The sequence below is a fragment of the Paenibacillus marchantiophytorum genome (assembly GCF_014640555.1).
GTDB classification, from domain to species: domain Bacteria; phylum Bacillota; class Bacilli; order Paenibacillales; family NBRC-103111; genus Paenibacillus_E; species Paenibacillus_E marchantiophytorum.
On sequence record NZ_BMHE01000001.1, the window covers coordinates 521549 to 536764 of the forward strand.

11 protein-coding genes are annotated in these 15216 nt (G+C 47.6%); 4 read left to right on the plus strand and 7 right to left on the minus strand.

Annotation, left to right across the window (positions count from 1 at the left end; translation table 11 throughout):
• Positions 1–14: 14 nt before the first annotated feature.
• Complete coding sequence (locus IEY34_RS02300; RefSeq protein ID WP_189006930.1) at positions 15–1037, minus strand: ABC transporter substrate-binding protein; 1023 nt, start codon at positions 1035–1037, stop codon at positions 15–17.
• A 134-nt stretch (positions 1038–1171) separates the two neighbouring features.
• A complete protein-coding gene (locus tag IEY34_RS02305; RefSeq protein ID WP_189006935.1) occupies positions 1172–2800 on the minus strand; it encodes an AraC family transcriptional regulator in 1629 nt (542 codons plus the stop codon).
• A gap of 170 nt (positions 2801–2970) precedes the next feature.
• Here IEY34_RS02305 and IEY34_RS02310 point away from each other — a divergent pair, with 170 nt between their 5' ends.
• On the plus strand, positions 2971–4122 hold the full coding sequence (locus IEY34_RS02310) for an MFS transporter (protein WP_189006938.1): 1152 nt from the start codon (positions 2971–2973) through the stop codon (positions 4120–4122).
• A gap of 50 nt (positions 4123–4172) precedes the next feature.
• Complete coding sequence (locus IEY34_RS02315) at positions 4173–4952, plus strand: 3'-5' exonuclease (protein WP_189006940.1); 780 nt, start codon at positions 4173–4175, stop codon at positions 4950–4952.
• Positions 4953–5046: 94 nt separating this feature from the next.
• Here the strand turns inward: IEY34_RS02315 and IEY34_RS02320 are convergent, their stop codons facing one another.
• From IEY34_RS02320 to IEY34_RS02340, 5 genes are all read right to left on the minus strand, one after another.
• Positions 5047–5424 carry a hypothetical protein gene (locus IEY34_RS02320; RefSeq protein WP_189006943.1) on the minus strand — a complete coding sequence of 126 codons (378 nt, stop codon included), beginning with the start codon at positions 5422–5424 and terminating at the stop codon, positions 5047–5049.
• Positions 5425–5487: 63 nt separating this feature from the next.
• Positions 5488–6582, minus strand: coding sequence for a GerAB/ArcD/ProY family transporter (locus IEY34_RS02325; RefSeq protein WP_189006946.1), 1095 nt, complete (start codon positions 6580–6582; stop codon positions 5488–5490).
• Positions 6583–6600: 18 nt separating this feature from the next.
• Positions 6601–6843 (minus strand): hypothetical protein, encoded by a 243-nt coding sequence (locus IEY34_RS02330; protein WP_189006949.1) that lies wholly within the window; start codon positions 6841–6843, stop codon positions 6601–6603.
• A 7-nt stretch (positions 6844–6850) separates the two neighbouring features.
• A complete protein-coding gene (locus IEY34_RS02335; protein WP_189006952.1) occupies positions 6851–8044 on the minus strand; it encodes a Ger(x)C family spore germination protein in 1194 nt (397 codons plus the stop codon).
• A gap of 30 nt (positions 8045–8074) precedes the next feature.
• Positions 8075–9616, minus strand: a complete 1542-nt coding sequence (locus IEY34_RS02340; RefSeq protein WP_189006955.1) for a spore germination protein — start codon at positions 9614–9616, stop codon at positions 8075–8077.
• A gap of 163 nt (positions 9617–9779) precedes the next feature.
• On the opposite strand from IEY34_RS02340, the gene IEY34_RS02345 reads away from it, so the two are divergent.
• The gene (locus tag IEY34_RS02345; RefSeq protein ID WP_189006958.1) at positions 9780–11339 is read left to right on the plus strand and encodes an SWIM zinc finger family protein; all 1560 of its coding nucleotides are present in this window, start codon (positions 9780–9782) and stop codon (positions 11337–11339) included.
• Entirely contained in the window at positions 11336–14275 is a 2940-nt protein-coding gene (locus tag IEY34_RS02350) for a DEAD/DEAH box helicase (RefSeq protein ID WP_189006961.1), read from the plus strand. Before IEY34_RS02345 ends, IEY34_RS02350 begins: the two co-directional genes overlap by 4 nt.
• Positions 14276–15216: the final 941 nt, after the last annotated feature.

Here is a 15216-nt window from a genome sequence, read left to right on the forward strand (position 1 = left end):
CCGAATATCGGGTGTTACTTCGTATCGAGAGTCAGCAATAATTTGGCCTGAATATCCAATTGCTTGTCTACGGAGATCGGATCCCCTGGGAAGATTTCACTCGTATTCATTTGATAGACATGTTTATTTTTAACGGCAGGCAAGCTTTTCCATACCGGATTATCCATCAGTTCTTGCAGTCTTGCCGCGCTGTTATCACCCGCATTCGAGGTCAAGAATATGTAATCACCTGTATAATTAGGCAGTGTTTCCATGGAGACTTCCAGCCAGTTCTTATTCTGGTCAAACATTTCGGTTTTAACGGCTTTTGGCGGAGATAATTTAAGCCCTTCGTACAAATTGTAACCGCCTCTTCCGAAGTTTTTACCATAAACAACCGTCTGTTTCGCCCATAGCTCGACGATCGAGAATGTCTTCTCCGGTCCGATGACCTTAGCGAGCTGCTCGCGATACTGCTTCGCTTTCGCTTCATACTTTGTAATCCATTGTTCGGCTTCCTGTTTTTTACCTAAGATATCGCCAATATCGCGAAGCTGGTCGAGCACATTTTTAGAATCCGTTCCACCGTACGATAAGACGATAGTTGGCGCGATTTTGGCCAAATCATCATAGCTCTTCGCTGCAACGCCGCCATCCTGCAAGATGATGAGATCTGGATTCAGCGCCAGCATTTTTTCTTTGGAGATCGGGCTTCCTAAATTTTCAACGCCCACCGCAGCCTCTTTCAAGAAAGCCGCATCAAACTGATACGAAGCAGCCCCTACTGGTTTGACACCCAAGGCTAGTAAATGTCCCATGAACTGGTCTACAATAACACGTTTAGGACTGGTAGGTATGGTTACTTCGTGCCCCAATAAATCTTTGTATACACGTGTTGCAGGTACTGCTGCTGTTGGCGCGGCAGTGCTTGTACTGGCAGTCGTCGGCGTAGCAGCCTTTCCTGCTTCTTCCTTGGATTTCGTACCGCAAGCCGTGAGAACAACGGTAAGCAGTAAGATAACCCCTAAAACGGTCAAACTGATTTTCTTATATAGCATCGGTAAAGCCTCCTATTGTCGCGATTCCTTGAGTTCGCTTTTGTATAATAATGATTCTCATTATCACTTATTGGAGTATAACCGATCTGATCTGCATCCGAAAATAGACAATGGTGCTTATTTTTCATGCACAATTATGCTTTAAACAGCGAGGATACTTCGCTCAGGAAGCGATCTTGCGTAAAGGCGGAGTACTCAAACCACAACCAAGGTGAAATTAAAGACACCGCTTGATTCCTTACTGCCCGCAGCCCCCTCCAGTCTTCATTATGCTGAAGCATGTCCCAATTCTCCTGAACGTTTCGACCATTCGTGAACATGACGAAAATGCGATCAGCATCATACTCGGACATCATCTTGCATGTTACTGGCGCATGAGAACCAATGGCTCTTACCGGGTCCGGGCAATTGAGACCCAAATCCTGATACAGGACGCTTCCTATTGATCTTTCACCATACACATAGCAAGCTTCATCAGCGACTTGGACAATCATCACCGTATCATCGTTCAGGACACGCTGCACCTGACCTCTGAGCAGCTTAGCCTTGCGATCGTACTCTTCAAGCCAATGTTCAGCATCTGCGCCAACCCCCAAGAAATCGGATGTCATGCGCAAATGTTCACGCCAATCGTGGCCTAGCCAAGGCACGAAGTAAGCAGGCGCAAGCTGCTGCAATTTCTCCTGTTCCTCCTTGGGGACGAAATGATCAATACCGATAATATAGTCCGGCTTGGCCGTTCGCAGCGCCTCATGATTAAACGCATAATCATGGCTTAGTTTAGTAACGACGTCAGATTGATACTTTCTGCGATACATATCGGTCCATGCATGATCCATCGGGGCAGCATAGGGCACAATTTTCAGCGCAAGCAGCTGCCCAATGTTAGGAAAGCTGTAGGCCGCTACCTTCCGCTGCCGGTTTTTGATGTAAGTGGCTGGTGGAATGCCTACCTGCTGTTTGAATTTTCGAATGAAATAATACTCATCATTGTAGCCTACCTGCCTGGCAATATCGCGCATGCGGATCTTGGTCTTCTCCATCAAGATCTTCGCTTGATTGATTCTAAGTTCAGATAAATAATCCATCACGCTTCGGCCATTCATCTGTTTGAATGTGCGCATATAATAATACCGGCTGACACCGGCCATATTGGCCAGCTCATCGATCGTAATATTTTTAGCAAAATGCTGCTCCATGTAGATTTTGGTACGGGTGATCGGCGCTTCACTATCTAGATCAATAACGTCGGACAGCGCATCTTGCAGCAGTCGACAAAGCAAATCCTGAAACGCTGCCTGTCCTCGCATCCGATTCAGCGCACTGACCATAAGCCAATAGCCGATAATGGATGTGCAAAGAACAGCGATGCCTGCCTGATCTCTCAGCAGAACGGCTCCCTGTTTGGGAAAGCTGCTGTTGGCTCTGCTTATTTCAAGTCCGCGCTCAGCAACCTCCGCTTCCTGTATCACATCAAATTGGAAAACGAATAGCCCTTTTCCATTCCCACCCACTACCGTGGCTTGAACAAGCTGACCTGGCAAGCTAATATGGGCACTCCCTGGATTCAAGAACGAGATGAGTCCATCAACAACGATTTTGACTTGACTGTTAATCGCCACGAACAACGTATGCGACTGCCTGAATTCAAGGCTCAGATGCCAGCCTTTGTGCTCTACGCATTCCACTGCGCGCAGTTTGATCCATATCTCATCGAGCGTTTCATAGCCCGTTTTAAACAAGCTTGATTGTTCCGCTGCCATCTTCTCACCACCTGATCAAATAAATCGATTCTCCTCATTCTAAGTGATAATGGTTCTCATTGTCTACCAGCCATCTTTTCCTACTTTTTCTTTGGCATCTTACACGCCGCGTGATAGAATGGAGTTTTCAACAGCTTTATGCTAATTCACTAGGAAGGTAAAGGTCATTCATGAATTTTTCAAATCGATTGCGTACTTTCAACTTTTTGTATTTTGCCTTACTCGCCATGTTCATTTCATTTCTTCCTGTTTATCTGGATGCGCAGGGTCTGCCTGCAACGAAGATTGGCTTGATTATCGGAACAGGCGGTATCATCACGATATTCTCACAGCCTCTATGGGGCATGATCAGCGATCGAACCAAAACCATTAAGAAAATTATGCTGCTCCTCTTAGGCTGCTCCACGATCATTGGTTATCTGCTGTATGCTTCCAATAGCTTTCTAGTTCTGCTTATTTTTACGATGTTGATGTACTTCTTCCTCATGCCGCTTGATCCTTTGACGGAGAGTCTTAATTTCCAAACGGCTGAAGCCAACGGTGTTAGCTATGGCTCCATCCGGACTTTTGGCGCTGTCGGCTATGCCGTCATGTCGCTGGCTGTGGGCTACACGATCCAATATCTAGGCCTCAATAGCTTGGCTCTTTTATTCGCTGCATTTGGTATCATCAGCGTCCTCATCTGTTTTTCCCTGCCTGATGCGCCTGTAACTGGCAAACCGATCACTCTAAGCAGCTTGAAAAAATTCCTAAGCAATAAAGAGACCATTTGGTTCTTAGTGTTGATCTTCATTATTGCAGTCCCTCAGCGTATCAACGATACGTTTCTGGGTGTCTATATTCGCAAATTAGGCGGCAGCCCGGATTTAGTCGGCTTAGCCTGGTTTCTTGCCGCGGGCAGCGAAATTCTCGTATTTGCCCTAAGCTTCTGGTGGCTTCGCAAAGGCAAAGAATTGGCGATCATCGCCTTCTCGGCTGTCTTTTACTTTATCCGCTTCTTCTTGTCCGCCTGGGTAACAGACCCGCATGTGCTCGTTTATTTGCAGCTATTTCAAACCTTCACTTTCCCCATCTTCTATTCGGCAGCAATTCAATATCTGTACCGAATTGTGCCTGAGGAATGGCGTGCCACAGGACAGACCGTCCTGGCTTTGCTCTTCTTCGGCGTATCCGGAATCGTCGCCTCGTATATCGGCGGATGGTTCTATGAAAGCTTTGGCGGAAAGCCTTTATACCTATGGATTTCAGGGATGTCCTTTATCGGCCTGCTGTTTAGCCTTATTCTCAGCGCCATTTATGGAAAAAGGAAGATGGTATCCTAAGTTTTTTCTGTTAAAATGGAAAGCACAGAGATCGAACGGGGGCAAACAACATGGACTACATTATTCTGGATATCGAATTTAACGGCCGCAAATTTGCAAGTGACTTACCGATGGAAGTAATCGAGATTGGTGCCGTAAGGCTGAATGCTTCCTTAGAAGCAGTGGATGAGTTTTCTTTCTTGATCAAACCGGTATATTTCTCCAAACTAAACAGCTTTATTAAGAAAAAAACCGGCATCCCGCAAGAAGAAATCGATCAAGCGGACGGTTTCCGCAAAGTCATCGGGGATTTTATTGCTTGGTTAAACCGCAGTGAACAACTGCTCCTTATCACTTGGGGCGGCGAGGATTTGAAACGCATTGTATTCGATACACGCATGCATAAGCTGGATGATGCTTACTGGATGGCAGCGAATTATTTTGATCTTCTGAAGGGATACATCCGCTACAAGAATGTGAACAATGATGTGAGCGTTGAAGGCGCATTGCTTGACCTGAATATTGAAGCCGAAGGTTCGGCACACCGAGCCTTGGACGATGCGCGGATGACCGCGGAAGTATTTCGGGCGATTTATGGCCACCTAGACTTCGACCGCAAGCAGCAGTACATTGACGTGTATGCCAATGCCAAAGAGCGCCGGCTTGTGAAGACGGCGATCAAAGCTATCACCTCGCAGAAGGTAGTACCTACCTGGGAGCTATTGATGGAGCATTATTTTACAGATAAAATGACCCTTACCGATCCAAGGAAAATTGATGAGCTGCAGACGCTTTTTGCCGCCGAGATGGCTAAGGCGAAGACCATCCCTATTCAAACGCCTACACAATAATAAGTCAAACCTAGCCTGCGGCTAGCATTAAAAAAGCCAATCCAGATGACCTCCTTGCGGACAAGTCAACGGAATTGGCTTTTTCTCATAAAGATCAAAACTGGTCAACACCCAAACGGTTCGTGTAACCCGTTGGCATAAATTCACGTTCACTACGATTCGAACCGTTCTGTTGAAGGGTGAACAACGTGTCTGTAAGCTCCATAAACCACAGTTCATCCCGTGTTGTCAAAGCAATATCAATTAAGCTCTTTACTTGATCTTCTATATCAAATGTCGCTACAGGCAATTTCTTCATATCCTGCTGAGCGACTTCCATCACTTTGCCAATCGCAGAATCATGATCGGATGCGATGACATAGATGCGAGCCACCCCATGCCGACTATCCATCGATTGAACAAAACCGTGAATCAATTCATCCTCATTGGTCGTTGCCATAACCCAATCACTGATTTTAACGCTCATCATCATCACCGCCACTTCTTATTTGTAAGTAACTTTATACTGTAATTATATTTGTTACAGAATAAAAAGTCAAGCGCCCTTTTTATTTTTCCATATGCTCATCATTAACAGGATCAACGGATATACCAGTCCCAGAATCAAAGCCTCTGCGGTCCATGTCGAAGAGTCCCACTTACTTTCGTAAACAAAGTTCGGGTAGACGACAAGCGAAAGAACGGTCACAATCATGCCTAATGGAAAAATAAGTACCTTCCCTTGATTGGGCAGGTGAAACACTTGCCCGAATCCTACAATCATCGCATAGAAATACAGGGTAAGCTTAAAATAAACAAAAATAAACCATAGAAACGCGACAATAACCTCGATACGCTGCAAAAAATTTCCGACACTAATCTTCCTTGCCAGCACATAGGTTGGATATATTTGCGTTTCTGTGTTTGCCGGGCCCAGTACAGTCGTACTTACCACAACGAGGATCATCAGCATCAGGCCGCTGAGCAAGCCTCCGTAGACATAAGCTTTTCCTATTTGGGGCTTCCACACCACCACTGAATTAAAAGCGGCAAAAGTGATAAATAAGGGCAAGTATGAGTAGTCCACCACCTGCAAGGCGCCGCGTATCAACGACATCCCCTTCAATTCATTTATTGGTAGCAATTGGCCCGGTTTAATCTCTGGGATAATTAACAAAATAAAGACGACAAACAACAGGATAATCCATGGGAAAAAAATTTCCGCCGTACGGGCTAAGTTGGCAATGCCAAAATTAACGCCGATCATAACAGCGATAATAAACAAAACATGAATAGCTTGAAGCGGGGTATCCGGCATAATTTGCGTCGTAATAAAGCTGCCTATGTAATATAAAACTTGAGCGCAAGTAATCAGCAGTGTGCAAATAATGATCATGCTGATCCCTTTGCCCATCCAGCGGCCAAAGAACTGTTCATTCATTTGATACAAGCTTTTCTCCGAATTCCTCTTGAATATGAGCATATACAACCATAAGAAAAACATACCGCTCCCTGTCCCAATCACTTGGAGAAGCCAAGCATTCTGCTTGGCTTCATTGGCTAAGGCAGATGGGACGACCAGAATGGTTGTTCCGACCATGAAGAGAAGGACAAGAATCATCATTTGCCTCGCGGAAAGCATCTCATTCATTATCAGCACCTCCGTTCTTCACGCTTTAATGAGACCCATCGAAAGCAGCAGCTTCGTGATCGGCTGCATAATCAGAACCATCCAATCTCCTGGATTAGGAATCGGTTGCCCCAATACCCTTAGCATAACCAAGAGGTTCCCTAAGCCTAGAAGAACAAGGTAAACAGCTGCATTTCCCTTGGACCCTTTACTACGTAGTTTCGGAACTTCAATACTAGCGAAAAAGATCGAAATCGCGAGTAGACAGATTCCCAGCACCATCTCTTTCCTACTCCTCTACACGATTTACAGGAGATTTACCGATCGTGCCTGTGCTGTTAATATTCGTATCGATTTGGATATGGATCGGCAGTTGGTTGAATGTCTCATCCCAGTCATTCTTGTGTTGCTTCCAATAGTTGGGATCAGTGCGGTGTACAGCTGTGCCAAAGCCAAACACATCGGTTCCTAAGCTTTTAGCTTTCTGAATGGCTTTCTCCATAAGCGATTTTTCTACCGTGGACACTTTATCGTTCACCATGTTAATCGTTTCCATTCTGGTTAGATCAATCTGACATTCAACACTTGAAATGCTTCCCTTCACCATGCTTTTCACCCAAATTTCCGGTTTATTGTTGATGATCTTACTGCGAATATGCGTGTGGACATTCGAAATATCAATCCCTATATTGCCGCCTTCCTGACAAGGAATATGAATTGAAGTACGTTGAACACGATCCGTAATCAGTGAAAAGCCCCTTGCTTCGTTTTCATCCAACCAGCCCAGCAGCTTGTCCTTCTTAAACATGCCGATTCCCGCATGCTCGAACTTCACTAGCGGTGACGCTAGCCGCAAATTTGCTACTTCTTTCCCTTTTGCTTTGTCCCCCACAATCCGAATCCCGCTGAGCACAGGATCCATCCCTTCGCCCAGTATATTGTTGACGACTTCGTCCAGCTTAATGGATGCGACGTGCGACCATTCCTTATTCGCCACCTCAAGCGCATTATAGATGTAGTTAGCCGGAATTTTTTCCAACGGGGTAAGGATGCTTAACACTTCTTTCGCTGAGCTTTCCCTGGCAATGACCACATTGAAATCCGAACGAATTTCATTGCCCCGCATCAGAAAATCAAGCGGCTTGGCAATTCCTTGCTTCGCCACATGCTCCGAGATGACCACAATCCGGATATGGGCAAAAAATATTTTCCTAGCGATTGAAGCCGTCAAACGACGAACAGCTTCATTCAAGGTAGTCCCTTTGGCGGAATAAACAACAATCGATGTGTTGGTGCTATCTTGTTTTTTAGAAAAATCGCCTGGATTTACGATCTGAACGGTTAAGACATACTGATTGTCTTCTATGTCAATGCCGATTCCCTGCGCAATGGATATGGCATTCAATTCTTTGCGGCTCCAGCAGCCGCTTGTCATTAGCAGAGTAGCGAGTAGACATATAACCAGTAATAGTCGATTAATCACACCCACCTCGAGGAAATTCACTTTTTTACGCTATTGCGGCTTGCGTTTGGCTTCCTCATTCTTCTTGCTTATTTGGCTAATGCGTGAAAAGGTTCTTTGGAAAGGCAGTCGAAACATCGCGTCTCTTTGCCGATCCAATTCCAGTGGGGCAAACGGGCTCAGATAAGGTACGCCGAAGGATTGCAAGCTGTTTAAATGCATGACGAGAACGAGCAGACCGACGAAAATACCTACCAATCCAAAGGAGGCCGCCAATGCCATCATCGGGAAACGAAGAATGCGAATGGCATTGGATAAGTCATAAGAGGGAAATACGAAACTGCATATCGCCGTTATCGAGACAACTATGACCATCGCGGCGGAAATGATTCCGGCTTCGACCGCGGCTTGACCAATGACCAAGGTGCCCACGAACGACAGTGCCGAACCGATGCTCCGCGGCATACGGAGCGCCGCTTCCCGCAATACTTCGAACGTGACCTCCATCATCAAGGCTTCGATAAAAGCCGGGAACGGTGTCCCTTCTCGCTGGGCGCTCAAGCTGATCAACAGCGATGTCGGAATCATTTCTTGATGATACGTTGTAATCGCAACATATAGGGATGGCGCCAATAAGGCGATAAGAAAGCCCGCATACCTCAGCATGCGGATCAATGTGCTTATATCGACTCGGTGATAATAATCTTCGGATGCTTTCAGGAAGGTTTCGAACAAGGCTGGCGCAATTAATACGAAGGGCGTTCCATCCACTAGAATCGCAATCTTCCCCTGCATCAGCTCCATCGCGATCACATCAGGCCGCTCAGAGTTGTATAAGGTAGGAAATACGGTTATTTGCTGATCCTGTATAATTTCCTCAATATTGCTGCTTTCGAAAACACCATCAATCTGAATGCTGTTCAATCGTCTCCGCACCTCAGCTATCAAGGACTCGCGGGCAACGCCTTTTATGTAAATGAGGATCATATCCGTCTTCGTTACGTTGCCGATCCGAAATGTTTCTAGCCATAGATTCGGATCTTTTATTTTCCTTCGGATCAGCGCTGAATTCGTTCTGATGGATTCTGAAAAAGCTTCCCGCGGGCCGCGAATCACGGTTTCCACACTGGTTTCCGAGACGCCTCTGTCCTTCCAACCCTTGGTATTGGCCGCTAGGGCAATCGCCGAGCCTTCAACGAAGATAACAGAATCGCCGGACAACACATGGTTGAGCACCCGTTCCATATCAGAGATTTGATTGATTTCGCCAATAGCAAGTGTAAAAGATTCCATGATCGTTAGCGGATCATCTTCAGGATCTGCAAGAATCGATTCCGACATCAACGATCTCATGATAAAATCATTGATAATCGTCACATCAACCAGACCATCTGTATAAACAATCGCCATGGGTCTGCCAATCGCGTTAAACATACTTTCACGAATAATGATATCCGAGCTGTAGCCAACGATTTGTTCAATATAGTCGATATTCGCTTTCAGATTAGGTGATATCGGCGTAGAAGTCGATGGTGCCTTTTGAACAGTTTGCGGTTCTATATGCTTCTTCGAACGCAGCCAACGAGCAAACATGATGGATTCCCCTAAAGCAGTTTGACATGCCTTCATTATCCCCTCTAAATTCTGGTATATACATCATTGGAATTGATCAAATTTACAATCTCCTGATCACTCTTTATACTTAAAGGATTGTTAGTTCCGTTCATTCATCACTATTTTGGCAAGGAGCTTCTAAATGAGTGCTACTCCCCTTTTAAATGACAGCCAGTGGTTGAAGCTAATCGAGTATGTAGCCGCCACCTATAATGAAGTTACATTGAGTCGTGGTTTTACCCATTTTAAACAGGAACAGGTAAAACAGCTTACGTTATCTGAAGGAAACACCGTTCAAGCCCGAGTTGAGGAAGCGGATACCTATCAGGTTTCTGTGTACCTGGACAAGCTGAGTTTGAGCCAATGCACATGCCCCGTTCAGCATGCTTGCAAACATCTAGCTGCCGTGTTGATGGAGCTGGCTGACCGCCAGGGCTACCTCGCATCGCAAATTCTGAGCGCCAAACAGTATCTCAAACGGGCTGCTGCTAGCTCCGACTTGGACGCTGCCAAGCAGCAATTGCCCACCATGGATGTCACGGGCTGGCATCGCTGGCTGAATCAATACACGTCATCTATCAAACCGTCCTTTGATCAGAGCATCTATGCGGAAAATTTACGAAAAAGCTTGGCGTCGATAACCAAAGCTTCTGTTCCTTTTACAGATCGGGAATACCCCTACTGGGAACTCCATCAATCCTTGTTTATTTTGCGCAAAATAAAGGAACTGCAGCTGCAAGCTGGTCCTATTCACTATTCGTCCTCAACAATCTACCGTATCGCCGAGGATCTGCAAATTTGGCTAAAAAACCAGAGAGACGTCGTCGGTTCGTTGGAAAACAGCGCCCTGCTGGAACAGACGTCAGCATACTGCAGAGAACAGATGGCCGAAGATGCCGGTCAGAAGTATCATGATTTTGGCATCTATATGACATTCTGGCAACACTGGATTCTCCCTGGCCCTGAAGCTGCCTCTCTCCTTCCTGCAGAGATCGCAGAGTTGAATAAATGGTTGGATGAACAGCCGACTCCTTCACTTGCCGCAGCCAAAGCTTATCTGCTTTTACGGATGGCCGAAGGCGATATGGCCTGGAAAGCGCTAGAAGAAAGTCCAGGTTTCCAAGCTGCTCCAGCTAATTTATTTATCACTTTCCTAACGATGCTTACTGAAACTCAGAACTGGGAACTACTTGTGGATTGGCTGCATAAATCCAGCTCTTTTTTCAATACGAGACGAACCAGAGAGCTTGAAATCTATGCAAATATGTGGAAAACAGCCCTTGCGCACGTTCCAGAATCCGAGGAACAAATGTGGCGCATTTTCGAGGATTTCCTGCCGCAGTCCTTGCGCGTCATTGAACAAATGCTGTATGAGCAAGAGAAATGGAAGCCTTGGCTAGAGATGCAAATGCTATTTGGCCACGATCCCTTTCACCACCGTGTCAGTGTGCTTCAGCCGATCGAAAAGGCTAACCCTTCGCTGCTGCTGCCCTATTTCCATCAAGCGGTGGATCATTATGTGAGTTTGAAAAACCGGCGCGATTACAAAGCTGCGACCCGACTGCTGAAGCGTCTGGAAAAAGTATACAAAAAAATGAAAAAAACCGAGCGTTGGGACACCTACTTCTCAGGGTTCGTAGAACGTCACAGCCGTTTGCGGGCTCTGCAAGAGGAGCTCAGGAAAGGAAAGCTTCTAGAATGATCACTAAACTGCATGATATGACGATCCATGTGACCTTAGCCGAAACCGGCGATGCGTTGCTATGGGGATTTCAAGATGGACGTGATCTATCGGGTGAAACCTTGCGCAAGCTGCTCTTCACCTGGCATGAGCCCTCCTACTATGGAACATTATTGGAAGTGAAGCCAGCAGGCGATGTCACTGTCGTTATCCTTCCCGTAGAGATGGTTCTTCCATTCTTCGCTGATCCCAGTTTTATGGATGTTCTAAGGTGGGAAGGCGGCAATGGCTGCGCAAAAGGGCTGCTAGAAACTGCCCATCTGCTTCATCAAGCCGCCCAGCAAGGCCACTATGTGCCAAGTTACCAAGCTTACCGTGAAGGAACACTGCTGTGGACCTGGGACCTTGAAGCCTCAGAACTTCAAGAACTTGATTGGGAATCACACTATGGTCGCGCTGAATTCAATCAAGTGAAATCGGGCTTGCAGGCCGCATTCTCCGCCGTCGTAACGGCTGAGCACTATCCCGATGAAGCTGCGCTTGCAGATCTTAGGCGTGAATATCCGGCGTTGTTTCACGGACGTAAGTCCACTAATGCTTCCGCCAATGCCTATACAGAAGATGAATGGCTGCAATCACTCGGCTGGAAGCCGGATACAACGCCCTTCCGACCAGCCCTTCAATTGCTGGAACCTGATGAGGAGAACGACGAATGGCGTCTTCGTCTCGTCTTGCAGGATAAAACGGAAGGCGCGATAGTAACGCCAATCCGCCTATTCACAGATGGACAAGCCACAGGCACATGGCCTGGCAATTGGGGTTCGTCCATTCAAGATCGCTCCCCTGGCTGGACAGCAAGATTGCAAGAAGCTTTGCCTAATTTGAGCCATGGGGATGAGCTGTTGGCTGAACCGCTGAGCGATGAAGCGGCATGGGAATTTCTGACCACAGACAGCCGCCACCTCCTTGAAGATGGCTGGCACGTCATGCTGCCAGCCTGGTGGGAAGCTGCCTCGAAGCGGAAGCCGCGTTTGCGCGCCAAAGTCACTTCCGATGTTGGCGGCGGCGGCAAAGGTCAATCGCTGTTTGGTCTCAATGCCTTGGTCAACTTCGATTGGCGCATAGCGATCGGTGATTCAGACCTTAGCGAAGCTGAGTTCGCAGCACTTCTAAGCCGCAACGAACGCCTCATCCGATTTCGCGGACAATGGGTTTATTTGGACCCCGCGCTGCTGGAGCAAATCCGCAGGCTGATGGCGAGTGTCAATCCAGATGAGGGTTTGTCCTTGCAGGATATTTTCCAACTGCATCTGCTCAATGAAGCTGAGAATGGCGCAAAGCAGCCAAACGCAGGCCTCACCGAAGAAGAAGAAAAAGAGCAGGATGCGCGCATTCAGTTGGAAGTTGAATTGAACGCACATCTGCTTGCCCTGCTGCGCCAGCTTGGTCAGCCTTCCGAACTAACCTTATTAGAAGTTCCGACGGGACTGCGCGCGCAGCTGCGTCATTACCAGCTCGAAGGCTTCACTTGGCTGAGCTTCCTGCGCAAATTTGGCTTGGGCGCTTGTCTAGCTGATGATATGGGACTTGGGAAAACGGTCCAATTCATCACTTACTTGCTGCATCATCAAGCGGAGTCTTCTTCTCCTGCTCTGCTCATCTGCCCTACCTCCGTGCTTGGCAACTGGCAGAAAGAGCTGGCCCGTTTTGCGCCGGAAATCAAGGTTGTGCTGCATTATGGCAAAGGACGACTAAGCGGAGATGCGCTGCATGCCCAATTGAAAGAGGCGGATATCGTCCTCACCTCTTACACGACCGCATTAATGGACCAAGAAACATTGCAAGAAACCGTATGGAGTTCCCTTTGCTTGGACGAAGCCCAGAATATTAAAAATGCCCAAAACAAACAATCCGCGGCTGTCCGAGCCATTGAGGCCAAGCACCGCATCGCCTTGACAGGAACACCGATTGAGAATCGATTATCAGAGCTTTGGTCCATCTATGATTTCCTCAATCCCGGTTATCTGGGCAACCAGCGCGGATTTCAACACCGCTTCGCCAACCCGATTGAGAAGCATCAGGATGAGGAGCGCACGGTTCAGCTCCAGAAGCTCGTGAAACCTTTTATGCTGCGCCGCAAAAAGAAAGATCCTGCGATCCAGCTTGATTTGCCGGACAAGCAGGAAATGAAGGTCTACATGAATTTGACCGCCGAACAAGGCGCGCTGTATGAGCAGGCGGTCAAGAGTCTGCTTGAGCGGATGCAGAAGCTCGAGGGCATGGAGCGCAAAGGCGCCATCCTCGCAGCGTTAACGCAGCTCAAACAGCTCTGCAACCATCCGCTGCTGCTGACGAAGGAAGCGATGCTCTCCGAGGATGCGCTGCATGATGAAAGCCAGCGCGAAGCTTTCGTTACGCGATCCGCGAAGCTGGAGCGGATCGTAGCCATGGTCGGTGAGCTTAGGGATGAAGGCGAGTCTTGCCTGATCTTCACGCAGTACGTCGGCATGGGACGTATACTTGCTGATGTTTTGCACGCAGAGCGGAACGAGCCTGTTCTTTACTTGAACGGCAGCACGTCCAAGACAGAACGTGACAGGATGATTGACACGTTCCAAGCAGGCGGCGCCAACGGCCCTGGGATCTTCGTTCTGTCCCTGAAAGCCGGCGGCGTCGGGTTGAACTTGACCGCGGCGAATCACGTGTTCCACTTCGATCGCTGGTGGAACCCCGCGGTGGAGAACCAGGCCACCGACCGCGCCTATCGCATGGGCCAAACGCGCAACGTGCTTGTGCATAAGTTCATCTCTCTAGGCACATTGGAGGAACGAATCGACGAGATGCTCGAGAACAAGATGAGCCTCAGCGAGAATGTCATCTCCACCTCCGAAGGCTGGATCACGGAATTGTCGAACGATGAGCTTCGCGACTTGTTCTCGCTTCGCAAGACTTGGTAGTAGTGGGCTGAGGCGCGGAAAGTGGCAGTTTGCAGCGGATTAAGAGCCTCTGGGTGCTCTTATCTGTCTGCGACATAGCTGGGCTAAGGTACGGATATAACTAGCTTGTTGAGTGAATAAGAGCCTTTGGAGGCTTCTATCGGCGCCGAAAGTAGTTGTTTCCGCGGATTAAGAGCCTTCAGAGGCTCTTATCTGTGGCTGAGGCGAGGAATAGCTAGCTTCTTGAGTGAACAAGAGCCTTTGGAGGCTTCTATCGGCGCCGAAAGTAGTCGTTTCAGCGGATTAAGAGCCTCTGGAGGCTCTTATCTGTCTACAGCCAGATGGGCTGAGGCGCGAAATAGCTAATTAGTTGTGCCTAGCGTATTAGGCGCGCCCGTAAGAAAAGCCGCTTTTCCTCCCAAAGAGATTAGCGTCTTCATAGCGGTTTTCAGCAATCTAGCCGATCCTAGTTCCCTTTGGGCTTTGCAATGACAGAGAGCGTCGTGTGAAAAGGAACTATGATCCGCTAAATGGCCGGAAATGGGGTAACCGTAGCCTGAAAGGGAACTGAGATCCGCTATTTAAGCGGAAACTGCCGATTCCAACCGGGAAATGGTGACATAGCGGATCGTAGTTCCCTCTGGCGTGGAATATGGCGGTTTTCAGAATTATAGCGCACTGTAGTTCCCTCTGGATCCCTATCAAGACACATTTTCCTACAATCGCGGCTTGACGTTCCCTTATCTCCGCGCGATAGCTAAGCTAGAGGATCTCATTCTGCCAAATAGCTTGTTTATACCTCCAAACCAGCAGCAATTCGAACACATAAGTACGTTCACAGCTACCTTGTTCTCATCTCATCGCAATGTACAAAGAAACCGTTCCTTTCGTAAGTGGGTGGGGGGGTACCTCCATTTTAGCAAAGAACGGTTTCTTTTTGTTTACAAAAAATGAGAGGGTGT